At 69.8% G+C, this 23,801-nt stretch carries 25 protein-coding genes and 1 tRNA gene; 10 read left to right on the plus strand and 16 right to left on the minus strand.

The window, feature by feature from the left end:
* Positions 1 to 9: 9 nt before the first annotated feature.
* The 3 genes from YIM_RS02390 to YIM_RS02400 all read left to right on the plus strand — a co-directional run bounded on the left by YIM_RS02390 (position 10) and on the right by YIM_RS02400 (position 2,043).
* Positions 10 to 618 (plus strand): hypothetical protein, encoded by a 609-nt coding sequence (locus tag YIM_RS02390; RefSeq protein ID WP_153028772.1) that lies wholly within the window; start codon positions 10 to 12, stop codon positions 616 to 618.
* Between the two features lie 212 nt (positions 619 to 830).
* Positions 831 to 1,373 carry a hypothetical protein gene (locus YIM_RS02395; RefSeq protein ID WP_153028773.1) on the plus strand — a complete coding sequence of 181 codons (543 nt, stop codon included), beginning with the start codon at positions 831 to 833 and terminating at the stop codon, positions 1,371 to 1,373.
* Between the two features lie 28 nt (positions 1,374 to 1,401).
* Positions 1,402 to 2,043: a hypothetical protein gene (locus YIM_RS02400; protein ID WP_153028774.1), complete on the plus strand. Its 642-nt coding sequence runs from the start codon at positions 1,402 to 1,404 to the stop codon at positions 2,041 to 2,043.
* On the opposite strand, the gene YIM_RS02405 is transcribed toward YIM_RS02400, so the two are convergent.
* Positions 2,033 to 2,878, minus strand: coding sequence for a serine protease (locus YIM_RS02405; RefSeq protein WP_153028775.1), 846 nt, complete (start codon positions 2,876 to 2,878; stop codon positions 2,033 to 2,035). The two genes, YIM_RS02400 and YIM_RS02405, sit on opposite strands and share 11 nt — an antisense overlap.
* 244 nt (positions 2,879 to 3,122) lie before the next feature.
* Between YIM_RS02405 and topA the strand changes: the two genes are divergently transcribed.
* From topA to YIM_RS02425, 4 genes are all read left to right on the plus strand, one after another.
* The gene (gene topA, locus YIM_RS02410; protein ID WP_228004509.1) at positions 3,123 to 5,972 is read left to right on the plus strand and encodes a type I DNA topoisomerase; all 2,850 of its coding nucleotides are present in this window, start codon (positions 3,123 to 3,125) and stop codon (positions 5,970 to 5,972) included.
* Positions 5,973 to 6,114: 142 nt separating this feature from the next.
* On the plus strand, positions 6,115 to 6,660 hold the full coding sequence (locus YIM_RS02415; protein WP_153028777.1) for a hypothetical protein: 546 nt from the start codon (positions 6,115 to 6,117) through the stop codon (positions 6,658 to 6,660).
* A 97-nt stretch (positions 6,661 to 6,757) separates the two neighbouring features.
* On the plus strand, positions 6,758 to 8,812 hold the full coding sequence (locus YIM_RS02420) for a dTMP kinase (RefSeq protein ID WP_228004510.1): 2,055 nt from the start codon (positions 6,758 to 6,760) through the stop codon (positions 8,810 to 8,812).
* Entirely contained in the window at positions 8,809 to 10,002 is a 1,194-nt protein-coding gene (locus tag YIM_RS02425; protein ID WP_153028778.1) for a DNA polymerase III subunit delta', read from the plus strand. Before YIM_RS02420 ends, YIM_RS02425 begins: the two co-directional genes overlap by 4 nt.
* 24 nt (positions 10,003 to 10,026) lie before the next feature.
* Here the strand turns inward: YIM_RS02425 and YIM_RS02430 are convergent, their stop codons facing one another.
* Entirely contained in the window at positions 10,027 to 11,670 is a 1,644-nt protein-coding gene (locus YIM_RS02430) for a hypothetical protein (RefSeq protein WP_153028779.1), read from the minus strand.
* 102 nt (positions 11,671 to 11,772) lie between these two features.
* On the opposite strand from YIM_RS02430, the gene YIM_RS02435 reads away from it, so the two are divergent.
* Positions 11,773 to 11,846 (plus strand) — tRNA-Thr (locus YIM_RS02435).
* 71 nt (positions 11,847 to 11,917) lie between these two features.
* On the opposite strand, the gene xerC is transcribed toward YIM_RS02435, so the two are convergent.
* The 14 genes from xerC to YIM_RS02505 all read right to left on the minus strand — a co-directional run bounded on the left by xerC (position 11,918) and on the right by YIM_RS02505 (position 21,530).
* On the minus strand, positions 11,918 to 13,123 hold the full coding sequence (xerC, locus tag YIM_RS02440) for a tyrosine recombinase XerC (RefSeq protein ID WP_153028780.1): 1,206 nt from the start codon (positions 13,121 to 13,123) through the stop codon (positions 11,918 to 11,920).
* Complete coding sequence (locus YIM_RS02445) at positions 13,107 to 13,337, minus strand: helix-turn-helix domain-containing protein (protein ID WP_153028781.1); 231 nt, start codon at positions 13,335 to 13,337, stop codon at positions 13,107 to 13,109. The genes xerC and YIM_RS02445 overlap by 17 nt, the downstream gene beginning before the upstream one ends.
* Positions 13,338 to 13,560: 223 nt before the next feature.
* On the minus strand, positions 13,561 to 14,685 hold the full coding sequence (locus tag YIM_RS02450; protein WP_153028782.1) for a DUF3631 domain-containing protein: 1,125 nt from the start codon (positions 14,683 to 14,685) through the stop codon (positions 13,561 to 13,563).
* A gap of 82 nt (positions 14,686 to 14,767) precedes the next feature.
* Entirely contained in the window at positions 14,768 to 15,280 is a 513-nt protein-coding gene (locus tag YIM_RS02455) for a hypothetical protein (RefSeq protein WP_153028783.1), read from the minus strand.
* A 235-nt stretch (positions 15,281 to 15,515) separates the two neighbouring features.
* The gene (locus tag YIM_RS02460) at positions 15,516 to 17,822 is read right to left on the minus strand and encodes an FtsK/SpoIIIE domain-containing protein (RefSeq protein WP_153028784.1); all 2,307 of its coding nucleotides are present in this window, start codon (positions 17,820 to 17,822) and stop codon (positions 15,516 to 15,518) included.
* A complete protein-coding gene (locus YIM_RS02465; RefSeq protein WP_153028785.1) occupies positions 17,822 to 18,058 on the minus strand; it encodes a hypothetical protein in 237 nt (78 codons plus the stop codon). The genes YIM_RS02460 and YIM_RS02465 overlap by 1 nt, the downstream gene beginning before the upstream one ends.
* Positions 18,058 to 19,029: a hypothetical protein gene (locus YIM_RS02470; RefSeq protein ID WP_228004511.1), complete on the minus strand. Its 972-nt coding sequence runs from the start codon at positions 19,027 to 19,029 to the stop codon at positions 18,058 to 18,060. The genes YIM_RS02465 and YIM_RS02470 overlap by 1 nt, the downstream gene beginning before the upstream one ends.
* Positions 19,026 to 19,271, minus strand: a complete 246-nt coding sequence (locus tag YIM_RS02475; RefSeq protein WP_228004512.1) for a hypothetical protein — start codon at positions 19,269 to 19,271, stop codon at positions 19,026 to 19,028. The genes YIM_RS02470 and YIM_RS02475 overlap by 4 nt, the downstream gene beginning before the upstream one ends.
* Positions 19,268 to 19,582, minus strand: a complete 315-nt coding sequence (locus YIM_RS02480; RefSeq protein WP_153028786.1) for a hypothetical protein — start codon at positions 19,580 to 19,582, stop codon at positions 19,268 to 19,270. Before YIM_RS02480 ends, YIM_RS02475 begins: the two co-directional genes overlap by 4 nt.
* A complete protein-coding gene (locus tag YIM_RS02485; RefSeq protein WP_153028787.1) occupies positions 19,582 to 19,818 on the minus strand; it encodes a hypothetical protein in 237 nt (78 codons plus the stop codon). Before YIM_RS02485 ends, YIM_RS02480 begins: the two co-directional genes overlap by 1 nt.
* Entirely contained in the window at positions 19,818 to 20,039 is a 222-nt protein-coding gene (locus YIM_RS02490) for a hypothetical protein (protein WP_153028788.1), read from the minus strand. Before YIM_RS02490 ends, YIM_RS02485 begins: the two co-directional genes overlap by 1 nt.
* Positions 20,039 to 20,773, minus strand: a complete 735-nt coding sequence (locus tag YIM_RS02495) for an HIT family protein (RefSeq protein WP_153028789.1) — start codon at positions 20,771 to 20,773, stop codon at positions 20,039 to 20,041. The genes YIM_RS02490 and YIM_RS02495 overlap by 1 nt, the downstream gene beginning before the upstream one ends.
* Positions 20,770 to 21,228, minus strand: coding sequence for a Pycsar system effector family protein (locus YIM_RS02500; RefSeq protein ID WP_153028790.1), 459 nt, complete (start codon positions 21,226 to 21,228; stop codon positions 20,770 to 20,772). The genes YIM_RS02495 and YIM_RS02500 overlap by 4 nt, the downstream gene beginning before the upstream one ends.
* On the minus strand, positions 21,228 to 21,530 hold the full coding sequence (locus YIM_RS02505) for a hypothetical protein (RefSeq protein ID WP_228004513.1): 303 nt from the start codon (positions 21,528 to 21,530) through the stop codon (positions 21,228 to 21,230). Before YIM_RS02505 ends, YIM_RS02500 begins: the two co-directional genes overlap by 1 nt.
* Positions 21,531 to 21,726: 196 nt before the next feature.
* On the opposite strand from YIM_RS02505, the gene YIM_RS02510 reads away from it, so the two are divergent.
* Both YIM_RS02510 and YIM_RS02515 read left to right on the plus strand, forming a co-directional pair.
* Positions 21,727 to 22,584: a GntR family transcriptional regulator gene (locus YIM_RS02510; RefSeq protein WP_153028791.1), complete on the plus strand. Its 858-nt coding sequence runs from the start codon at positions 21,727 to 21,729 to the stop codon at positions 22,582 to 22,584.
* Positions 22,581 to 23,531: an NAD(P)-dependent oxidoreductase gene (locus YIM_RS02515; protein WP_228004514.1), complete on the plus strand. Its 951-nt coding sequence runs from the start codon at positions 22,581 to 22,583 to the stop codon at positions 23,529 to 23,531. Before YIM_RS02510 ends, YIM_RS02515 begins: the two co-directional genes overlap by 4 nt.
* The last annotated feature ends 270 nt before the right edge of the window (positions 23,532 to 23,801 follow it).

A 23,801-nucleotide genomic window follows, 5' to 3' on the forward strand; every position in this document is an offset into this window, starting at 1 on the left:
GGAGTACAGATGAGGCAGAAGGCTTCGCGCCTCGCCGTGACCGCCGCCGGACTGGCGTGCGCGCTGACGCTCACCGCCTGCGGTGACAACAAGCCCGCCGACAACGCGGCGGCTCCGCCGGCCGCGCCTCCCTCCGCGGCACCGTCGTCCGCCGCCGCGGCGGACGGGAACACCGGTGCCTGGGTCAACGAGTTCTGCGGCGCGCTGGGCCCGCTGGCCGACCTCGGCCAGTTGCAGCCGCCGGACATGAAGCCGGGTGACCTGGCCGGTGCGCGCACCGCGGTGGGCGACTTCCTCGGCAAGATCGAGGGCAGTGTCGGCCCGGTGGTCGACGACCTGGAGAAGCTCGACAAGGCGCCGATGCAGGCCGGTGAGGACGCCAAGTCCTCGGTGCTGGAGCTGTTCAAGCCGGTGCGTGACGAGGCGAAGTCGGCCAAGGAGAAGCTCGACGCGGCGCCGGCCGACGACGCCAATGCGGTGAAGGAAGCGGCGACCAGCCTGCAGAACGTCGGCAAGGGCCTGCAGAAGGCCAGCACCGGCATGTCCTCGGCGAAGGGCACCGCCGAGGTCGAAGCGGCGGGCAAGGACCAGCCGAACTGCAAGAAGCTCAACGGCTGACCGACCGTTACCGGGGGCTCGGCTGGCAGAAAATTGCCAACCGAGCCCCCAGTGGGTTGCGAACGCCCCTGGGCGCTGTACCGTCGGACAAGGCTTTGCCCCCGGTGTCACAGGAGGTGTAGGCGTTGCGGCCCCGGATGGGTGTTTTCGCCGCGGTGGTGGGTGTTGGTGTGCTGTTGGGTGCCTGTGGGCAACCACCGGCAGGCGAAACCGTGCCGGGGTCGCGGATCGGGCCGGGTGCCCAGCCGCAGTCCGCGCCGGAGGGCGATCCCGAGATGACCTGGGCCAACCAGTACTGCGGTGCCGTGGTCGGCCTCCTGGAAACGATGGCGGGCATGCCGAGGGTTGATCCGACCAGTCCGCAGAGCGCCGCCAGCACGGCCAGCGAGATGCTCGGCACCCTGGTCGGCGGCCTCGACCGCACCTTGCTGAACCTGAACGGCCTGCCCGTCTCGCCCGCTCCCGGCGGTGACGAGGCGAAGCGCGCGGCGGTGGACAGCTACACCGGTATCCGTGAGCGCGTGGTGGAGGCCAAGCGGCAGCTCGACAGCTCCGGGCCGGGCACCAGGCAGGGCCAGGAGGCGATCAGCTCCGCGGGCAACGCGCTCGACGAGATCGCCAACGCCGACCTGCTCAGCGGGCTCTCCTCGGCCCCGCGGCTGCTCGACGCCAGCCGTCGCGCGCCGACCTGCAGTTCCCTGACCGAAGAAGGCACCTCGCCGAGCCTGGCGACACCGGCGCCGCCGACCGCCTGACGCACGGTTACTGTTCAGATTCGAACGGATGTTCTACGCTGTCGCGGTGCGGCAGATCTCGTTCTTCTCGGTGGAAGCGAGCGGGCCCAGGTTGTCCGACCTGGCCGGAGTGCTCTGCGCGCAGGGCGAGGCGACGGCGTTCGGGCGGACAGCGGCGCGCCTGCAGGTGGTGGTCGAGCAGTCGTGGCGGGCACGGTTGCTGGCCGCCGAGTTCGCCTGGCGCGGCGTCCGGGTCACGCTGACCACCGCCGAATGCGGGCGTCCGCTGGTCCGCACGGCCTTCCAGGTGGATCTGCTGCCGATGGCCAACGCCTGGCTGGACGGCGACGAGAAGGTGGTGCCGCCCGGGTTCCGGCTCGACGGCGGCATGCTCCGGCTGTGGGCCCTCGCGGGCGGCCGCGCCGAGCAGCGCGGGTATTTCTTCCCCTTCGACGCCGAGGCGCCGCAGACGCACGCTCCGCTCACCGCCGCGCTGGCCGCGGCGGGCGTGCCGGGCCCGGTGGTGGGGCCGCGCGGGGGCGGACCGGCGGTCCGGGTGACCGGCAGGCGGCGGCTGGACACGCTCACCGAGCTGATCGGGGACCCGCCGCCCGGCGCCGAAACGCTCTGGCCGGGCGGCGCGGTCGACCCCGGGAACGACGCGGAGTATGCGCGATCCGCTATGGCTTGAGCAGCGTCTTGAGCAGGGAGGACGGCTTGGGCAGCTCGCAGCCTGCCTGGCCGAGGTCGATCCGGCTGCCCGCGGTCAGGCAGGCCGGGATCTGGTGCGTCTGCTGCCCGTAGTTGCGACCCTGGCGCACGGTCACGTTGCCCTGCTCGTCCACCTCGCACGGGTTGTTCATGGTGCACCGCTCACCCGACTCGTTGCCGGTGTTGTTCACCCCGACCACCTTGCCGGTGCCCGCGTCCACGATCGGCGAACCCGAGGTCCCGCCGATGGTCTGGCACTCCGGCGTGTACCGGATCGAGTCGCGCCAGGTCCAGTCGGCTTCGCGCAGCTCGTGCACAAAACCGTCCACGGAGCAGCTGTAGATCTTCTTCCAGTAACCGGACACCACGCTGATCGCCGTTCCCTCGCTCGGCCGCCCGGCCAGTTCCAGCGCGCGGATCCCGTAGGACTGCTCTATCTGGGTGTAACTGACGTCGAGGCGGTAGAGCGCGGCGTCCGTCCCGGTCATGGTGGCGTACTCCAGCCGGTTGGCGCGCAACTCGCCGACCGAGCCGGTGCCGTCCGCGCTGAGCAGGGAGAAGGTCCGGGTGGACGGCTGGTCGACGATTACCTCGCCGGCTTCGGGAAACCCTTCTTCCAGGCAGTGGCCGTTGGTCAGGACGAGAGCCGGATCGTCCGCGGCCGCCGAAGCGGTCTTCACGACCGAGCCGGAGCAGTTCGACAGCGCCACCGCGCCGGCGAAATCCACGGCGGTGGCCGCTGCCGCGGGTACGGCGCTGACCAGGGCGAACCCGGCTGCGGCGGTAAGGGTGGCGCCCAGCAGGCGTCGGATCATCTTGGCGACCTTTCCGGATCGGCGAGGTGGTCAACGCAGAGGGTAGGTGATCGGTTACTCAGGGGGCCGATGAATATTCCGGTGGACGAGGTGTGTTAGCTCTGGAAAGAGAAACGTCATCGACCCCGGCGCCGATGCGCTGGACGTGCGGTCAACGGCGTGTTGCGCCACCTGTGCGGACACGAACGGGCATCGGCGTGCACACTGGCGGGTCGAACAGGCGTCGCGGTGACGGCGACGAGGGATGAGCGGAGAGCGGAACAGCGTGGCTGGATCGACACGGACGAAGAAGACTGCGGGCACTGGTGGCTCCGCGGGCGGCCGGGCGACGGGGCGCGGCGCCGGAAGCAACGGGGCCGTGCGGCGCCTGGTGATCGTCGAGTCGCCGACCAAGGCCCGCAAGATCGCGCCCTATCTCGGCGGCGGGTACGTCGTCGAGTCCTCGGTCGGGCACATCCGTGACCTCCCACGTGGTGCCGCCGACGTGCCCGCCCAGTACAAGGGCGAGTCGTGGGCCCGCCTCGGCGTGGACGTGGACAACGACTTCAAGGCCCTCTACGTGGTCACCCCGGACAAGAAGTCCAAGGTGACCGAACTCAAGAGCCTGCTCAAGGACGTCGACGAGCTCTATCTCGCGACGGACCCCGACCGCGAGGGCGAGGCCATCGCCTGGCACCTGCTGGAGACGCTCAAGCCCAAGATCCCGGTGCGGCGCATGGTCTTCCACGAGGTCACCGAGCAGGCCATCCGCGCCGCCGCGGACAGCACCCGCGAGCTGGACGGCGACCTGGTCGACGCCCAGGAGACCCGCCGCATCCTGGACCGGCTCTACGGCTACGAGGTCTCGCCCGTGCTGTGGAAGAAGGTCATGCCGAAGCTTTCGGCGGGCCGCGTGCAGTCGGTGGCCACCCGGATCGTGGTGGAGCGCGAGCGCGAGCGGATGCGCTTCACCTCGGCGTCCTACTGGGACATCTCGGCGACCATGGACGCCGGCCCCGACGCCTCGCCGCAGACCTTCCCGGCGCGGCTGCTCTCGGTGGACGGCTCGCGCCTGGCCACCGGCCGTGACTTCGGCCCGGACGGCCAGCTCAAGTCCGCCGCCGCCGACGTGCGCATCCTCGACGAGACCGGGGCGAACCAGCTCGCGCAGGCCCTGCGTGACCAGGCGTTCTCCGTGTCCAGCGTGGAGGAGAAGCCGTACACCCGGCGGCCATACGCGCCGTTCATGACCTCGACGCTGCAGCAGGAGGCCGGGCGCAAGCTGCGGTTCTCCTCGGAGCGCACCATGCGCACCGCCCAGCGGCTGTACGAGAACGGCTACATCACCTATATGCGTACCGACTCCACGACGCTGTCGGAGACGGCGATCCAGGCGGCACGCAGCCAGGCGGCGCAGCTGTACGGCAAGGACCACGTGGCCGACAAGCCGCGGCAGTACACCCGCAAGGTGAAGAACGCGCAGGAGGCCCACGAGGCGATCCGGCCGGCCGGTGAGGTGTTCCGCACGCCGGGGCAGGTCGCCGGTGAGCTGGAGACCGACGAGTTCCGGCTCTACGAGCTGATCTGGCAGCGCACCATCGCCTCGCAGATGGCCGACGCCAAGGGCACCACGATCTCGGTCCGGATCACCGGCAACGCGACCTCCGGCGAGGAGTGCGTGTTCTCCGCGTCGGGCCGCACGATCACCTTCGCCGGGTTCCTCAAGGCCTACGTCGAGGCGGTCGACACCGAGACCGGTGGCGAGGCCGACGACAAGCAGAGCAGGCTGCCGCAGCTGGTCAAGGACCAGGCGCTGACCGCGACCGAGCTGAGCCCGGACGGGCACACCACCTCGCCGCCGGCGCGGTACTCGGAACCGAGCCTGGTCAGCAAGCTCGAGGAGCTGGGCATCGGCCGCCCGTCGACCTACGCCTCGATCATCAAGACCATCCAGGACCGCGGGTACGTCTGGAAGAAGGGCTCCGCGCTGGTGCCCTCGTGGGTGGCCTTCGCGGTGATCGGCCTGATGGAGCGGCACTTCGAGCGGCTGGTCGACTACGACTTCACCGCGGGCATGGAGGACGAGCTCGACCGCATCGCCGCCGGTGACGAGCAGCGCACGCAATGGCTGTCGAAGTTCTACTTCGGTGGCGACATGGGCGTGGACGGCTCGATCGGCCGCCTCGGCGGGCTGAAGAAGCTGGTCGAGGGCAGCGTCGAGGACATCGACGCCCGCGAGATCAACTCGATCCCGCTGTTCAGCGACGCCGACGGCCGGACCGTGGTGGTCCGCGTCGGCCGCTACGGGCCGTACCTGGAGCGCGAGGTCGAAGGCGAGTCGCAGCGCGCGAACCTGCCCGAGGACCTGCCGCCGGACGAGCTGAGCGCGGAGATCGCGGAGAAGCTGTTCGCCACCCCGCAGGAGGGGCGTTCGCTGGGCGTCGACCCGGTCAGCGGGCATGAGATCGTGGCCAAGGAGGGCCGCTTCGGCCCGTACGTGACCGAGGTGCTGCCAGAGCCGGAGCCGCTGCCGGAGGGCGCGACCGCGGCCCAGAAGAAGGCCGCCAAGGCGAAGCAGCCGAAGCCGCGCACCGGTTCGCTGTTCAAGTCCATGTCGATCGAGACGATGACCCTGGAGGACGCGCTCAAGCTGCTGTCGCTGCCGCGGGTGGTCGGCAAGGACCCGGAGTCCGGGGACGAGATCACCGCGCAGAACGGGCGGTACGGGCCGTACCTGAAGAAGGGCACCGACTCGCGGTCGCTGGAGACCGAGGAGCAGCTGTTCTCGATCACCCTGGAAGAGGCGCTGAAGATCTACTCGGAGCCGAAGCGCCGGGGACGCCAGGCCGCCGCGAAGCCGCCGCTGAAGGAACTCGGCGAGGACCCGGTGTCGAAGAAGCCGATGGTGGTCAAGGACGGTCGGTTCGGCCCGTACGTGACCGACGGTGAGTACAACGCGACCCTGCGCAAGACGGACAGCATCGAGTCGCTGACCGCCGAGCGGGCTTCGGAGCTGCTGGCCGAGAAGCGGGCGAAGGGCCCGGCGCCGAAGAAGAAGGCACCGGCCAAGCGCAAGGCACCCGCGAAGAAGACCACCGCGAAGACCAAGAGCTGAGGTAGTTCGGGGGTCCGGGGGGCGTCCCCCGAGTAAGACAGCGCAGCGTAGTCAGCAGCCTCAGCCATTGGGCGGATTCAGCCCGCTCGTTCGTGGATACCCTGGGAAGTGACCGCTTTCCAGGGACCACGAGGAGCGCGCGTTGGGCGACGACAAGCTGTACGACGGCGACGGGACGCAGCCCCCGCCACCGCCTTCGGCGTTCGCCGATCCGATGACCGGGCTGGCCGGTGCCGTGCGCGACGACGTGTACCAGATGGAGATCGCGAAGCCGATCGAGCCGGACGCCGACGCCGTCCAGGAGATGGTCCGGGCCGCGATGGCCAACGAGCCGGAGCTGTTCGGCCCGCGTACCTCGCCGGAGGCGTCGACCCCGGAGCCCGAGTCCGAGGTGCCCGCGGCGTCCGGCACGGAGGAACCCAAGCCCGGTGCCGCGCCCGCGCCGACGGGGCTGATCCCCCAGCAGCGGACCTGGCCCGCCCGCCCGCAGCAGCTGCTCCGGCAGCGCCTGCGCGGTGCCCGCCAGTCGGCCAAGGCCAGGGTGCCGAAGTCGGTCGTGCCCAAAACGCCGGCTTCCCGCGGTTCGGCCGGGGTCGCCATCGCCGTGGTGTTGCTGATCCTGTTCGTGGTGATCGCGATCCAGCTGGTTTCCAGCCTGGTCAGCGGCATCGCCGGCATCTTCAGCTAACCCCTGGCTGGGCCCCTCTCAGCCGCCTGGGGATACCCTGGCCCGCGAGGCCGGGGGATCCGTTGTGCGAGGTGGGGCAAACAGTGAGGGAACGGGCGTGACCGCGGAGGCGGACGCGAAGCCGTCGACGAACTCGTCGACGATCTATCGCGCGCGCCGGGTGCTCGCGATCAAGCCCTTCCGGCGGCTCTGGGGGGTCACCGGTTTCTGCAGCACCGCGGACTGGCTGCAACTGCTCGCGGTCTCCGCGCTGGCCAGCAACATGGCCAGCGGGTACATCGCGAAGAACTTCGCCTTCAGCAGCGTGATCTTCACCAGCCTGATCCCCGGTCTGCTGTTCGCGCCGCTGGGCGGGCTGCTCGCCGACCGGTTCGACCGCCGCAAGGTGATGGTGGTCGCCGACATCTTCCGTGCCGGGCTGCTGCTGTCCATCGTGCTGGTGGACACGCTGTGGTGGATCTACGCCGCGATCTTCCTGCTGAACTGCGCGGCGAGCATGTGGATCCCGTCGAAGGACGCGGCGGTGCCGAACCTGCTGCGCCGCCCGGAGCAGGTGGAGACGGCGAACCAGCTCGGCCTGGTGATGACCTACGGGGTCTCGGTGCTCTTCGGCGCCGGGATCTTCACCGTGATCACCGGTGTGCGCACCACCTTCCACCTGCCGGACGACCTGTTCGGCGCGAACGGCGTGATCAAGCTCGGCATCATCATCGCCGCGTTGTTCTACCTGATCAGCAGCCTGAGCATCGCGACCCGGATTCCCGAGCTGTCGCTGCGCAACGTGCACGCCGCGCCCCGGCGCAGCGAACTGGCCAAGCCGGCCGAGGAGCGGCCCGGCTTCTTCCAGATGATCAAGGAAGCCGGCGGTTACATCCGCACCACGCCGCTGGTGCGCGGCCTGCTGATCGGCATGATGGGCGCCTTCGCCGCCGGTGGGGCCGTGGTCGGCTCCGCGCAGACCTACGCGCTGAGCCTGCTCGGCGGCGAATCCGCCTGGGGCCTGCTGCTCATCTCGGTTTTCCTCGGCCTGATCGCCGGCATGGTCGGCGCGCCGAAGCTGGCGCGGCGGCTGCCGCACGACCGGCTGTTCGGCATCGCCATCGTGCTCGCCGGGCTGGCGCTGATCCTGGTCGCGCTCTCCCCGCACCTGGCCGTGTCGATGATCGTGGTCGCGGTGGTCGGCGCCTGTGCCGGCGCGGCCTTCCTGACCGGTGTGACGATCATCGGCTCGCAGATCGACGACGCCATCCGCGGCCGGATCAACGCGATCTACCAGTCCATGCTCAAGGTGGTGCTCGGCGGTTCGCTCGCGCTGGTGCCGCTGCTGGTCGGCCAGGTCGATCAGCGCCGGGTCACCGTGTGGGGCAACGAGATCATCATCGACGGCACGCGCCCGGTGATGCTCGGCGGCGGCCTGCTGGCCGCGCTGGTCGGTGTGATCGCCTACCGCCAGATGGACTCGCGCCGCAGCGAGCCGATCCTGTCCGACCTGCGCAACGCGCTGCGTCGCCGCCCGCGCCGGGTGAACGGCCTGCTGATCGCGGTGGAGGGCACCACCGCCACCGACACCGCCCGCCAGGCCGCCAAGCTGGCCGAATGGCTGGGCCGGGGGCCGCGCACGGTGGTGCTCGCGGCAGACCCGGCGCTGGACGAGAAGAGGCTCGAAGCACTGCTGTCCGGGGCGTCGTTGTCCGGGGCGCGTGCGCAGGCGCTGGCCGCCGCGGCGGTCCGCGCGGACATAGTCGAGCGGGATGTGCAACCCGCGCTGGACGCCGGTTCCGTGGTGGTGATGGAGCGGTTCGTCGACTCGCCGCTGGCCCACCTGTCCGCGGTGGCCGGGCTGGACGCGGAGGAGTTCGAAGGACTGGCCGACTGGGCGACCGGGCAGCTGCGCCCGGACGTCACGGTGCTGCTGGACGCGGCGCCCGACGTGGTGGCCGAGCCGACGCCGCAGCACGTGACCGATCAGCAGTGGCGGGTGCAGCACGTGCTGACCGAGCTGGCTTCGGCGAATCCGGAGCAGTACGTGGTGGTCGACGCCGAGGGAAGTGAAGAAGAAGTCGGCGAGCGCGTGCAGACCGCTGTGCGCGCGGTGCTGGTGGGGCCGTACGCGGGATTGGCGCCCGCGTTGCAGGAGGAGGGCGCGCAGTGACTTCCGGCGTCTGGTCGCAGTTGGTGGGCCAGGAGCCCGCGGTCGAGGTGCTTTCCGCGGCGGCGGCCGCGGCCGCGAAGATCGTCGACGGCGAGACGGCCGCGGCGGGCGCGATGACGCACGCGTGGCTGTTCACCGGACCGCCCGGGTCGGGCCGCTCGGTGTCGGCGCGCACCTTCGCCGCCGCGTTGCAGTGCATCGTCGGAGTCGGCTGCGGTGAATGCCCCGGTTGCCGGACGGCCCTGTCGGGCACCCACGCCGACGTGCGGCTGGTGGTGCCGGAAGGGCTGTCGATCTCGGTGGCCGAAATGCGGGCGCTGGTGCAGGCGGCCGCGCGGCGGCCGACCACCGGGCGCTGGCAGGTGGTGATCATCGAGGACGCCGACCGGCTGACCGAGGGCGCGGCGAACGCGCTGCTGAAGGCGGTCGAGGAGCCTCCGGAACGCACGGTGTTCCTGTTGTGCGCGCCTTCGGACCACCCGGAGGACGTGTCGGTGACCATTCGCTCGCGGTGCCGGCTGGTGAACCTGCGCACGCCGACCACGGCGGCCATCGCGCGGGTGCTGGCCGAACGCGACGGGGTGCCGCCGGAGCGCGCGGAATGGGCGGCTTCAGTGTGTGGTGGGCACGTCGGCCGCGCCCGCCGGCTGGCCACCGACGAGAACGCGCGCGAGCGGCGTGAGTCCGTGTTGCGCATCCCGCTCGGCCTCCGGCACCCGTCGGACGTGTTCACCTGCGCCGACGGGCTGATCAAGGTCGCCGAGGCCGACGCGGCCGAGGGCAGCAAGGTCCGCGACGAGTCGGAGAAGTCCGAGCTGCGCACCGCGATGGGCGGTGACGCGACCGGCAAGGGCGTGGCCGGGGCGAAGCGGGCCGCCGAGGCCGCGGTGAAGGCGCTGGAGAAGAAGCAGAAGTCGCGCGCCACCCGGACCCAGCGCGACACGCTCGACCTGGCGCTGATCGACCTGGCCGGGTTCTACCGGGACGTGCTGGTCACGCTGAGCCGGTCCGGTGCCTCGCTGACCCATCCCGACCGGGCCGCCGACATCACCGCCGCCGCGCGCCAGTGGTCGCCGGAGTCGACCCTGCGGCGGCTCGAAGCGGTGCTGGAATGCCGCGACGCGATCGAATGGAACGTGAAGCCGCGCATCGCCATCGAGGCCATGGTCACCACCCTGCGCCAGGGCTGAGGCCCCGGCGCAGGGCGGCGGAGATCATTTCCGCGGTCGCGGCGATGGCTTGAACGCGGCCGGTGCGGCCTTCCGCGTGCGACGCGGCATCGCGGCGACCATGATCACCCCGATCAGCAGCAACGCCGTCCCGCTCCAGAACAGCGGCACGGTGGCATACGCGGCGCTGGTCTGCGCGAGCTTCTTCGGCACACCGGGCGCCTCGCCACCGGCCGGCGGCTGGGTCGAGGTGCTCCCGCACTCCACGCCGTTCTCCGGCGCGTAGGCCCGCGCCACCTGCTCGCCCAGCGTCAGCTGCGCCAGCGACGACGGCAGCGCGCCACCGGCCTCGCCGAGCGACTCCTTCAGCGCCTTGGTCGGCAGCACCTGGAGGTCCAGCAGCCGGGCCGCGGCACCGAGCTGGAAGCCCTTGAACGGGTCGGTCATGTCGAGCTTCTTGTCGTCGAGCTGCGCGATGCCCAGCCGCAGCACGCCGAGGTCGAGCACCTTGCCCGCGGTGTCACCGACCGGCTGCACGCCCTTGGTCAGCGTGGACACCAGCCCGCCGACCACCGGCACGCTCTCCACCGGGCCGAACTGCTGGGTCAGCGCCTCCAGCGGCAGGCCGATCGGGATGTCCTTGGTCGGGTTGGCCGCGTCGAGGGTGTACAGCACCTTGCCCTGGCGCTCCACGGTGAGCACCGGCGCGGTGTACTCCACCTTCGAGGTCTCGCGCTTGCCGGTCGAGGTGACCCGCAGCGTCGGCTGGCTGGCCACCTTGATGGTCAGCTCCAGCGGGGTGCCCTTGAGCAGGTTGATGTTCGCCGCCTGCATGGTCGAGGTGGACTCGACCGCCTTGTTCTTCGAGCCCGGCATGTCCACCAGCCGCACGGTGGACCGCGCGGACAGCGTGTTCGGCAGGCTCAGCAGCGCGTTGGTGCCGTCGGCGCTGGTCTGCCCGCCACCGGAGAGCAGCCCGCCGAGCGCCTGCAGGCCCTTGCCCGGTTCGAAGCCCTGCGCGAGCTTGGCGCCGTCGGGCAGCTTCAGGTCGGGCAGGCCGACGCTCGGCAGCGACGGGATCACGTTCAGCGCGGAGATGCTGGCCACCTCGGTGGCCGCGTCCGCGATGGTGCCGACGCACGGGCCCTCGGTGGCGCTCCAGCGCGCGTGCGCGCTGCCGTTGAGCAGGCCGACGTTGAGCAGCGGGTTCTTCGGCGCGTTGAAGCCGCCGGTGCGTGGTTCCGGGTTGTCCGGGAGCGCGGTCTGCACCAGCGAACCGGGCGCCTGCGGGGAGTTGCCCGCGATCGAGATGCCGAACGGCGAGGACTGCGCGACCGACCGTTCGTAGGTCAGGTACGACTCGGAGTTCGCCTGCGCGCTCGCCAGCCCCATGCCCGCTTCGAGCGCCGCCTGCTTGGGCAGTTCCTCGCCGAGCCCGGGCAGGATGGCGTTGGTCGGCACCGCGTTCGGCAGCAGGCGCAGCACCCCCAGCCCGGTGCCGGCGTCCCCGACCGCGTGGCCCAGCGGCTGCGGGTTCGGCGGCTGCGTGATCGGCGCCTGACCCGGGTTGTTCGGCTGGGGGATCGGGGTGGTGGGAATGGTGGTCTGGGCCATGGCTGGCACGGCGGACAGGACGAGTACCGCTGCCGTCAGGGGCAGGGCGAGCGTCCGGGGCAGACTCGACCGCATCGGCGGGGTCCTCCTGAGCTGGGCAGGCGCTGGTGCCCGGGATAACGACGGCGGGGTGGTGAAGTGACGCCGGAGGTTACCGTTACACTGGGAGCCGGTCCTGCCGCCTTAGCTCAGTCGGCCAGAGCGATTCACTCGTAATGAATAGGTCAGGGGTTCGATTCCCCTAGGCGGCTCCGCAGGTCAGGCCCCATCCGAAGATCATCGGATGGGGCCTGACTTCTGTCGGAAGTGACTAACTGGGTGACTAGGACGCCTTGTCCTCCGGCTCGGAAGAGTTCGAAGGTTCACCCGAAGTGGGGAACAGGCGGTCCATCGCCGTTGCACCTGACTCGACCACGGGGCGGATCTGCTTCCGGTAGACCAGCTCCGTCACGGCCGTACTGCTGTGCCCCACCAACCGGGAGATCTCCTCGATCGGCATACCGACGTCCGACAGGATCGACACGAAGCTGTGCCGCAGCTCCCGGGGCGTCCACTGCGCAGGGTTGAGCCCGGCCGCCTTGATCACCCGCCGGAAGTCGCGCCGGACGTTGTTCACATCCCGTTCCGTGCCCACGTTGGTCGCGAACACGAGCCCGTGTTCTTGCCAATCGCTACCCGCCTCCGCCTTCACGGCCTTCTGCGCCTCTCTGTGGGCTTCCAGCGCCTTGACGGCCCTCTCAGGCAACGCCAGGGTCCGCCTGGACTTCCTCGTCTTCGTCTCGCCGCGTGCACGGACCGAACGCCACACCTTGACGTTCGGTGGGATCGCTGGCTTCGCCTTCGGGTTGCCTACCAAGTCCACGTGATCCCAAGTCAGCGGGCGCATTTCTTCGGTCCTTGCGCCGGTCAGCAGTGACAGGACGATGTAGGCGCGCATTGGCGACGACTCGGCAGCCGCAAGAACGGCCTCAGCTTGGGCGAAGGTGAGCGCCTTCGACGGACGACCAGCCCCCTTGCCCGCCGGGCAATCGCACAGCAGCACCACGTTTCGCCGCACCCGGTCACGTGCCTGAGCCCTGCTCACAGCGCGTCGGAGGATCGAACGGAGATTCCGCAGTGTCGAAGTCACCAGCGTTTCGGCCTCTTTCGCCAACCAAGCGTCCACGTCATCAGCCGAGAGTTTCACCAGCGGGCGAGCGCCCAACGCGGGCACGATGTGGTGGTTGATCAGGGAGCGGACGGCCTTCACCGTCTCCGGGTCTCGGTGGCCCCGTTCGTAGTTCGCCAGCCAGTCGTTGACCGCGTGCTCAACGGTGTAGCGGGGTGAAGCCTTCTCCGCTTCGCCCTCCTTGGCGTCGCGGATCAGCTTGCTCAGCTTGTCTTTGGCTTCCGTCTTGGTCTTTCCGCTGGCCTTCCTGACGATTCGTTTTCCGCTCGGCTGGTAGCCGATCGTGACTTCTGCAATCCATCGCTGGCGGGACTCGGACCAGTAGAGCCCGCCGTCGCCTCGGCTACGCCGCTTCGCCATAGCTGCCCCCTGACTCACTCATCAGCAGTTCCACGTACTGGTTGATCGCGATCGCCGGAACGAGCCGGGTCCGCCCCTGCTTGACCGTGGCCAGCCGCCCGGCGCGGATCTGCTCGTAGATGACTGACCGGCTCATGGAGAGCAGGCGTATGGCTTCCGGGATGCGGTAGAGATGCCGTTCCGGCACGACGGCCGGTGTGATGCGCGTGTCCATCGGGTCCCCTTGGGGTCGTGCTGTCCGGTGGCCGTGACGGGCATGGCTGTCTCCTTGCGGGGGTGTTTTGGGGTGGTGTCCTGAGTCGAGTTGGGCGGGTCTGAGGGGGGTAGCCGTACCAGCCGTACCAGCCTCGTTTTCGCTGGTCAGGGGCGGTACGGCTTTTTCGCTGGTACGGCTTGGGCCGTACCAGGTTTCAAGTCGTACCAGGGCTGACCTGCGGTTATGAGGCTGGTACGGCTGGGACGGCTCCCCCTCCCTCATCGGCGTCGAAGAGGCTGGTGTCGGGGCAGTAGCGGCCCCACGCGTCGGCGAAGTCGGCGCGCTGGTAGCCCTTGGCCTGACCGGCTCCGGGGAACCGGATCGTGGTCGAGCGGATGTCGTACTCCCGCAGCAGCGATCCGAGCTTCATCGCACTGAGCCCGGCCGGTCCGTACTCGCCCCACGGCGACTCCGGCATGGCCCGCAGCCGGTTCAGCAGCTCAGTAGTCGGCAACGCGAAGGCGCCGCTGAACGCGGCCCGGCAGTCGACCAGCAGCCGGACGCCGTCGGACTTCTCGCCGGTGTCGGCGGCCTGCTGGGTGAGCGCGACGGCGGCCGCGCGGGCACGGGCGGGCCAGTCGCCTCCGGCGTGGTCGGCGACGGCCACGAGGGGTTCCCAGGTGTCGGCGGCCCGGTCCTCGACCGGCATCGCGGGTTCGGCCTTCTCCAAGGTGTCGAGGTCGGCGCGGAGCCACTCGCTCAGGGCTTCGGCCAGCGCCCGCAGGGGCGCCCGGTCGCGCCGTGACCTGTACGGGGCAACCCTCTCGCCGGGGGCGCGGCGTCGCATGTGGACGACGACGGCCCGGTCTTCGATGGTGTCGGGCATGGCGCCGATTCCGGCGAAGGCGGCCATGGCGAAGGTGGGGATGGTGACCACCTTCTGTGTCGAGGCGTCGTACCGGAGCGCGGGACGGCCGCGCTGGTGCCCGGCGTTGTACAGCCCGCGCAGGTCTTCGTGGTCCCCGGCTTTGGGGCCGAAAATGGTGTCGGCTTCGTCGACCAGCAGCACGGGCGGGTCGGCGGTGACCGAGCGGTAGACGGCGGCCGGGGACGCGTTGACGGTGATGAGCGGGTTGTGGCAGGTGGCTTCCACCACGTCGAGCAGACGGGACTTTCCGCAGCGACGCTCCGGGGCGCGGATCACCAGCCGGGGAGCGTGCGCCCACGCGGGCTGTGCGTGGCTGGCGGCGATCCAGAGCACCACGGCGTTGGTGGTGTGCTCGCACGGCATCACCACGTAGCGGGTGAGCGCGGCGTGGAGCGTGGCCAGCAGTTCGGCCCCGGCCGGGGCAGTGGTGGTGCTCATCAGACGGAGTCCTTCCGGTGGTGCGCGGTGGTCCCAGAGGAGGCGGAGCGATTTATGCCGGCGTGTGCGTCGGTGCTGGTCATCAGGCCACCGCCCCAAGACGGGCCGCCGGTTCGGTGTGGCCGGTGGCAGCGATGTAGCGGTCCCACAGGGCGTCGAGGTGGGCGGTGTCCTGGCACAGGTCCCGCACGATCTCGGCCGGGCTGTCCGCGGCGGCTTGCGCCAGCCGTGCGGCGTGCTCTGCCACGGCCCGGCGCCACGCGTCGGCCAGCACGGCGGCTTTGAGGTAGTCGGCCAGTGCTGCCGGGGGTGCGTCGCTGTAGGCGTCGGCGATCCAGCGGCCAAGCTGCCGTCGCCGGGTGTCTCCGCTGGCGCGGCCGGTGGCGACCGCGTGGGCGAACAGGGCGGCCGGGGCCGGGGGCCGGTCGGCGGCCACGGTCTCGATCGCGAGCTGGAGCACCACGGCGGGCAGCGCGGCGGACATGTCGTCAGCGCGCATTCCGGCGAGCAGGCGCCGGGCAGGGCCGGTGGGGAGCTGCATCAGGCAGCCGAGGAACTGGCGTTGCGGGTCGAGCAGAGCGGGTGCGGTGTCCATGGGAGACCTTCCACGGTGGTGACACTGTGTGATGCCTTGCGGGCGTGCTGAGGGAGGCCCTAGGAGCTGCCCGGCCGGTCCGAGACCCCGGTTTCGCGGGGATTCCGCAGGTCGGCGGCAGAACTGTCTAGGTGCCTAGAGTGCTGGTCATGCCTGGTTTGGTGTCTAGAGCGGGGGTCTAGGTCTAGAGGCGGCCGGATCTAGATCTCGGGCCGCCCCTAGCCCAGAACTTTGGTTACGCTCCGTCGCTCTTGGTGGTGTTCTTCTTCGCCTCGGTGAGGGCGTCGCGGGTGTAGCCGTTGCGGTTGCTGCCCTTGCCGCTGGCCGGGTCGGTGGCCCAGACCTGCCGCGGCTTGACGCCGTGCGGCTTGAGCGCGGTGGCCAGGTTCGCCGGGGTCCAGCCCTGGTAGGACTGCGGCCGGAGTTCGGCGAGCCGGGTCACGATCGTGTCCGACCACAACTTGTCTTCGCCGCGCTCGAACACGCTCAGCGCGTCGGCCAGCGGGTCCAGCCGGGCGGCTTCGACGTCGACCGATTCCCCGGCGGCGTGGCCGGTGATGTTGCCGATGGCCTCGCGGCGGGCGCGGGCTCCCGCGGCGATCTTCTTCGAGTCGGTGGCGTCCTTGTACACGCTCTTGACGATCTGGGCGTCGTCGCCTTCACCGGACAGGTAGCCGATGCCCAGGTCGGAGCGGGCGAACATGGTCGCGCGGATACCGGACTTGTACTGCGAGGTACCCAGAACCATGTCGTTGGCCTGCTGGCCCATGACCTTGAGGCAGTACCGCAGGATCGCGTTCGCGGAAATCCCGGTGGGCAGGGACTTCGCGTCCGGTCGCTGGGTGGCCAGGATCAGCGAGATCCCCAGCGCGGGGCCGCGCTTGACCAGGTCCGTGCAGATCTCTTCCAACTCCTCGCCGTACTTGGGGTGCTCAAACCAGACCTGGCACTCGTCGACACCGACCACGATCGGCGCGAGCCGCAAGTCCTTGCGCCCAGCCAATTCCGGGGTGACCTTGTTGTCCGGGCACACCGACTCCGGCAGGGAGCGAATCACCTTGGTACGGCGGCGCATCTCGTCGCGGAGTTCCCGCATCTCGACCACCATGCGCTCCAAGTCCTCCGCGTCGTCACCGACGCCGTAGGCGTGCGCGCACTGGGCTAGCGGGGACAGGTCGCCGGTGCCCTTGAGGTCGTAGGCGTAGAGGATCGCGCGCGGGTCGAGCGCGGCGATGAGCAGCAGTTCCCGCAGGGTGACGGTCTTGCCCATGCGAGGGATCGCACCGATCACGACGGAGGCGAACATCAGGGTCACGGTGACCCACCGGCCGCGCTGGTCGGTGCCGAACGGCTGGGGCTTGAACAGGTCCACCACCGCGCCCGGCTTGCCCAGCGGCCAGACCGGTTGCTTGGACTTGGACATGTCCTTGTCCCCGACCCACAGGACCAGCCGTCCTTCGTGGACCTTCGCGTCTCCTTCCGGCCACACACAGCCGATCTGCCGCCGGAGCGCGGAGGACAGCTCCTCGCGCTTGGCGATGATGTCCCCGGCCGTCACACCCAAGGGCAGGTCGATATCCGCGCGCCACCCGTCTCCGTCACGCGCGATCGGGGAGGGGAACTCGATCCGCTTGCCCTTGCTGTACGCCTGGTTCAGGCCACCGATCCCCAGAGAGCACAGGGCGTCTTCGATCATCGTGGACGTGAGCTTGGGCGTCTTCGACGAGTCCACGGCGCGCCCGGCCACCGGCTTGTCGGCGGGGGCACCCCACCAGCCGATCAGCGCGAGCACCGAGAGCAGCAGCGTCCAGTTCCAGAACGTCGGCAGGTAGGTCAGGCACAGGAACACGATCCCGGTCAGCACGACCAGCCCGAGGATGACCGGCCCCATGCGGCGGCGAACGGTCTCTGCTCGGGCCTCCCGCAGCCGCATGTACTCGTTCACGTCGGCACGGTCTCGGGCGGCCATACGCACCGGCTTCGACTCGGCGTCGAACACCCACGCCCGCAGCCGGGCCACGAGGCGCCCGATCGCGCCGAAGCTGCGCAGGATCGCGGTCGGCACGTAGACCGGCACCCGCAGTGCGTGGAACGCTGTGGCGTGCGCGGCGTAGCGGATGAGGAACTTCACCCGCGACTTGAACTCCTCGGCGGAGGTCAGCCACTTCGCGACCAGCGGGCGTGCGGTGGCGTCCCCGACAGTCTCCCACCAGGTGCGCTTGACCTCCGGACCGTCGACCGGCACCGGCCGGGCCGGGGTGTCCTCGTTGACGATCTCGGCGTCGAGCACGTCACTTTGGGCGGGGATCTGCTCGGGGGTGCGCGCGGCGTCCGGGCGGATCGGGACCACGTTCCCCGAACGCGTCACCGCGACGTCGGTCGCCTCGGGAGTGGTGTTCGCCGGGCCGTTCGCGGCGGTGTTCTCCGCCGCGTCGGCCGGGGTGTTCTGGGGGTGTTCGGCGGGGGTGTTCACGAAGTGGTCTCCCTGGTGGTTCTGGTCGTCGGCCGGGAACGGGTGGCTGTGGTCTGCGGTGGTGGACATCAGCGGATCTCCTTCCGGCCGGAGCGCGGCAGCGTGCGGGTCTGGTCGGTGCGTTCGGCGTCGGCGCGCACAGTCGGCGGCGTGGCAGGCACGGCCACGGTCAGGTAGACCCGGCCCAGCTTCGACGCGCCCCGGTTGGGGTAGAAGTCGCTGGCCTCCTGCACGTCGAGCACGGTGGCCAGCCGTTCGGCCACGACGGCGATTTCGGCTTCGGTGCCCATCAGTCGGATACGCATCAGGCGGCCGCCCTTTCGCTCAGTCCGGCCGGGCCGGTCACGTCGTCGGTGGTGTCGGGGGCGGGAGTGGTGGTCACCGTGGTGGCCGTCTCCGCCTGGATCTGGTCGCGGAGTTGGGCAGCGACGGTGGAGGAGGTGCCGCGCCCGCAGTCGGTGACCTCACGAATCCACGCGGGGGTGATCTCGATTCCCGGTGCCCATGCCGCGCGGGCTTCGTTCACGTAGTCGGCGGAGAGCTTGCGCCCGGACGTCTTGCGCTTGGCCGGGGCCTTGCGCTTGGCGGGCGTCCGCCGGACGGGCTTGTCCTGCTCGGCCGGGGCCGGTTCGGGAGCGGTCGGCACCGGCACGGTCACCGCGGCTTCGGCCGCCCCGGCGACTGGGTGGTCGGCGGGGGCCGGGGAAGACGCCGGCATAACCTCCGGAGTGCTCCCGTGGGCTGCCTGCCCGGCCCGGATCACCGCTTCGGTCAGCCGGTCCCGCAGCACTGGCGCGGTCTCGGCCGCGAGGAACACCAGCACCGGGGGCACGGAGTGCAGCACCACCCCGGCCACGTCCAGCGCCACCCACGATTTCCAGGTGTTCATGACGTAGGTGGCCAGGAAGGCGAACCACTTCGTGCGGTGCGCCCACACTCCGGTCCCGACCTGGTAGCGGGCGGTGACCTGCTCCGCTCGCAGCACCGCCACCAGGACTAAGGACACCATTGGGTCTAGCAGCCACGCGGACAGCCACGGCAGCGACCACGGGGCGGCCCCGGCGGCGGCGAAGGTCTGGACGTTGACCATCGTGAACGCCAGTCCGAGGAAGATCCCGATCCAGATCGCGGCGTCGACCTGCGTGCGGACCTTCTCCGTGCGCAGGGCGATCACATCCGGGTGGTTGGTGAGGGCCCGCACCTGCGCGGCGGACGCGGCGTCCTGCCGGAGCTTGTCCGCCTCGGACAACGGCTTGTGCTGTGCGTCGGTGCTCATGCTGCGTCCCTCGCTTCCTCGGCCACGACGTCGGCGCACACGTCGGCGCACGCGAAGACCTGCGAGTCGGTGGCATCGGCCCGGCCGACCGGCACCCGGCGCACCGGGGCGGTCAGGTAGTGGCGTCCACATGCGACACACGCCAGTCCATCGGCCTCGACCTTGGACAGTCCGATCCAGCGCAGTCCCAGCGGTTCACCGTTGGCGGGCTCGACGTAGAAGGTGTTGATCCTGGTGCTCATCGGTGCCCTCCCCGGGTGGTCGCAACGATTTCGGTCACCGCGAGCAGCCGCGCCACCGCCGCACCGGCCAGCAGGGCGGGCACGATCAGCGCGATCGCGGTGATGGTGGGGTTGTCGATCCAGATGGCGCCGTACTGGGCGCCGACGATCACGGTGGCGGTGACCAGGGTGCGCAGGGCGTTGCCGGTCATCCGGGTCACCTCGCGCACGCCCTTGTGGGCGGTGCGCCCGGCGCGGCGGCCGGAGCGCCACACCGCGAGCAGCCCGATCAGGGCCAGGCCACCGAGGACGTAGAGGGTGGTCGGTTCCATCAGGCCACCTCCCCAGTGAGGTCGAACAGGTCGGCCTGCCCGGCGGGCTGCCACGCCCCGTTGGCCCACACCGCGTCGGCGGCGATGCCCAGTTCCGCGCGGATCCGCGGCTCCTGCTCGGCGAACCACGCCCGCCGTTCCGCCAGCGGCACCTGCCGCCAGTCCTTTCCGGTCGCGGCGCGGTGACGACGCCGCATGATCAGCTCAATCCCGGACGGGGACACGTCCTTACCCATCACGCACCAGCCTTTCCGGCCACGTCGTCGACCAACTCAGCGAGCAGGCGACGCGCGGACAGGTAGGCGGTTTCGGCGAGCTTGGGCATGCCCGCCGCCGCGAGCTGATCGGCCATGGCCCACAGCCACTCGATCCGATCAGCGGGGGAGTCCTCAGGGCCGGGGGCCTCCTGCATGAGGTCGACAAGCACGGTCTTGGGGGTGCGGGGCTCGGTGCTCATCACGCCACCGCCTTCCCGGCCGGGGCGATCCCGGTCAACTCGTCAGCGGCGAGCAGATACAGGTGCTCGGCGACGTTGACGTAGGCGTCCGCTCGCGATTCGGCATAGGCAGGTGGCAGGGTCGATGCGGTGAAGGCGCAGTCGAGCAGCCGCAACGCGTTTTCTCCCAACAGGTCGGCGACCTCGTTCAGTCGTCCGGCAATCGCGCGGGAGATCAGGCGGTTCAGCTCCGCCGGGGTGTAGGTGACCGGCTCATCGGCGGTACCAGTGACCGGGGTGGTCGGGTTTACCATCGGGAACCTCTCTGCATGGTCATTCACGTGGCTGGCGGTGAGACCCGGCGCGGTCGGCGCGTTCTTGGCGGAGTGGGCCGCCGCGTCGGGGTTGATGTGCTGTGTGGTCCACGGCAACGGCAGGCCGTCGCCTTCGGTGCGTGGAACCACGTGGATGTGCAGGTGAAACACGGTCTGCGTCGCGGCGGAACCGCGTGAGGTGATCACGTTCACGGCCTGGTGTTCGGCCGCGAGTTCGGCGGCCCGGGCCATCGTCGTGGCCGCCACGGCCGGGTCGGCGGCCATGTCGGTGACATGGGCACGGGGGACGACCAGCACGTGCCCCGCGTTGACCCCGGTGCGCGGCCGGATCGCGACGGTGTCGGGCCACTGCCGGACGATCGTGGCCGGGGCCTGTCCGGCCGCGATGGCACAGAAGGTGCATGCGGTGTCGCTGCTCATGTGAGCCCCCCGAGCACGAGGGCGACGGTGAGCAGGCACAGCCCGACCATCAGCAGCGACACCGCACGGGTGATCCGGCGGAACTTCTCCACCGCGAGATGCCCGAGGTTGGCGGTGTCGGCCGCCAGGGTGTGAGCCGCGGCGCTGGACTGGGCTTCCAGCAGAACGGCCGGGCCGTTGAACGTGGCGTCCAGCCACGTCCCCGGGGTGGGGAACTGGGTGATGTGCGGGCGGATCGCGGCGAGCAGGGTCAGCACCGCGAGCAGGATCGGCGCCGCGGCCGTCCACAGTGCGGCCATGGTGGCCGGAGAGGTCTGCCGGGTCGTCAGCGCGACCACACCAGCCAGTCCGAGGCTGACCACGGACAGCAGGGCGGTGGCCTTCGTGTCCGCGCGCCGCAACTCGTCGCGGGCCTGCTCGTGAGCGACCTGCACGGCCGGGTACTCGGTGCCCATCAGGCGGCCTCCCCCGACTCGGAGGACAGCCGCACCGGCAGCGACCGCAGCACCTCACGGCCCGACCGGCGTGCCGCACGGGCCGCCCGGCGAGCGTCGGTGAACGACCGGTCCACCCGCACCAGCGCGGTCCGCTCCTCGGCCTCCAGCTCCGCGTCCACCTCGCAGATCAGCGCGTCGATCGCGTCCTCGGTCAGCCCATCCGGCCACACGCCAGCACCAGCCGCGTCGGCCTCGGAAACCTCGTTGACCAGCTCGAACGCCTCCTTGGCCTCCGTGCTGGCGAACTTCGCGTACCTCATCGGTTGACCCTTCTCGGTAGGTCTGCGGGGCCTTGTGACCCCGACCACTAAGAAGCTAACAACTGAACGGTCACCAGGTCAACTGTTAGGAGTCAGAAAGTTGACAAATCGCCCCTGACCTGGGCTTTCGGTCGGCCGACTCTGATAGGTTCTGATATGGTTGCCATTCAACTGATCGCGACGGCTAGGAGTTCGCATGTCTCGCCCACGGGCCTCTGTGGCGCGCTCTGAGGCGCTTCATCAGCAGGTCGCCCGCAACATTCGGAATGACATCGCGGCTGGAGTGCTTCGCCACGGGCAGCGGCTGCCGTCGACACGTGAACTGGCTAGCAGGTTCGACGTCAGCGTTTTCACGATCAACGAGGCGATGGATCTGCTCGGCAAGGAAGGGTTGATCGTGAGCAAGGCGCGCTCGGCCCGCACGGTTCACGCACCCGAGCAGGCCACGCACCAAGAGATCCGGCCGGTGGCGCCCCGAGTGGTGATGGTCGGCGGGTACCCGGGCAGCGGCAAGAGCGAGCTTGGTCGAATACTCGCCCGGCAGACCGGTTGGCCGATCCTGGACAAGGACACGCTGACTCGGTTCGTGGTCGAGGCTGCTCTTGAGCTACAAGGGCTCTCCCGCAACGACCGCGAGTCGGACACTTACGTGAACATCCTTCGCCCAGGTGAGTACGAGTCGCTGAATGAAGCGATGCTCGAAAATCTCCAGTGTGGCAATAGCGCGATCGTGACGGCGCCATTCGTGCGCGAGTTCGGCGACGAAGAGTGGGTCAAGAAGACCCAGGCGCAGTGCAAGAAGCTTGGCGCGAATCTGACCTTTGTGTGGGTGTACTGCGACGTTGAAACGATGCGGACCTACATCCGTCATCGTGGCGCAGCGCGAGATTCTGCCAAGCTCGCCGACTGGGATTCGTACGTAGCCGGGCTGAATATGGACCTCCGCCCGGCGGCGCCCCACGTGGTGGTCGACAACTCCACGTCGGGTGCTCCGCTGGATGAGCAGGCTCGCCGTTTGCTGGCCGATGTGGTTGAGGCAGGGGAAGGTAAGTGACTGGCCGCGTGGATCTGAAAGTACTGGTCAGCAACGAGCAAGACGACCTCATCGGGCACGAGATCCTGGGTGCTCTGCCTGGTGTCTCGATCCTGCCTTACGACCCCAACGACAAGGCGCTCAGCGCGGAGCAGCGCACGGCCAACGTGTTGCTGCCGCCGTACCGGAGCAGCCACCGGCCGATTCCGCTTCTCCGCCTGCTGCCTGAGCTGCGCATGGTGCAGCTCCTGTCAGCGGGAGCCGATGAGTGGGCCGGTGACGTGCCGGGGAATGTCGTGTTGGCGACGGCCAGGGGAGCGCACTCAGGCCCGGTGGGGGAGTGGGTTCTGTCGGCAATCCTGACCCAGCTCCGGCAGTGGCCAGCGTTGGTGCGGTTCCAGGACTCCGCGGTATGGGCCCACCGGAAGTTCGAGGCGGACACGCTGGCGGGCAAGCGTGTGCTGATTGTCGGGGCGGGCGGCATCGGCACCGCGGTTGCTCGGATGCTCGAACCCTTCGGTGCCACGGTGACACTGGTCGCCAGCACAGCACGCGGTGACGTGCATGGAGCAGACGAACTGCCCGGCCTGATCGGTGGTCACGAGATCGTCGTAATTACGGCACCGCTGACGGACGCCACGCGCGGCCTCGTGGACTCAACCTTCTTGGCTGCGATGGATGACGGTGCGCTACTGGTCAACGCGGGTCGAGGGCAGATCGTCGACACGGATGCGCTGGTGGTGGAGTTGGGCAAGCAACGGCTGAGGGCCGCGCTCGACGTCACGGACCCGGAGCCCCTGCCGTCCGACCATCCTCTCTGGGCGTGCCCTGGGGTCATCATCAGCCCGCACTCTGCCCGAACCGTGCCCGGCACGAACGCTCTTTGCTACTCGGTGGCGGCCGAGCAGATCGGGGCATTCATCGACGGGCGCACCCCGGAAAACCTGGTCTCGGGGCGCCGAGTGTGAGTGACAATCTGCGTGACACTAGGCCTGGACGATCGCAGACAACGGCGGACGTTCCCGGACCCCGAGTGACAACCTGAACTGGCACTCGACCTGCACAGACGGGGCCGGAGCTGCCCTCGTAATGAATAGGTCAGGGGTTCGATTCCCCTAGGCGGCTCCACCGATGACCAGGGTCTTTCCGGAATCCGGAGAGGCCCTGGTTTCGTTTGCGCCCGGCTTCGCGCCCGCCCGAGGTTCACCCGATCGAGGGGTCGAAGTCAAGCTTCTTCC

Origin of the sequence: Amycolatopsis sp. YIM 10 (genome assembly GCF_009429145.1) — a bacterium.
Taxonomy (GTDB): Bacteria; Actinomycetota; Actinomycetes; order Mycobacteriales; family Pseudonocardiaceae; genus Amycolatopsis.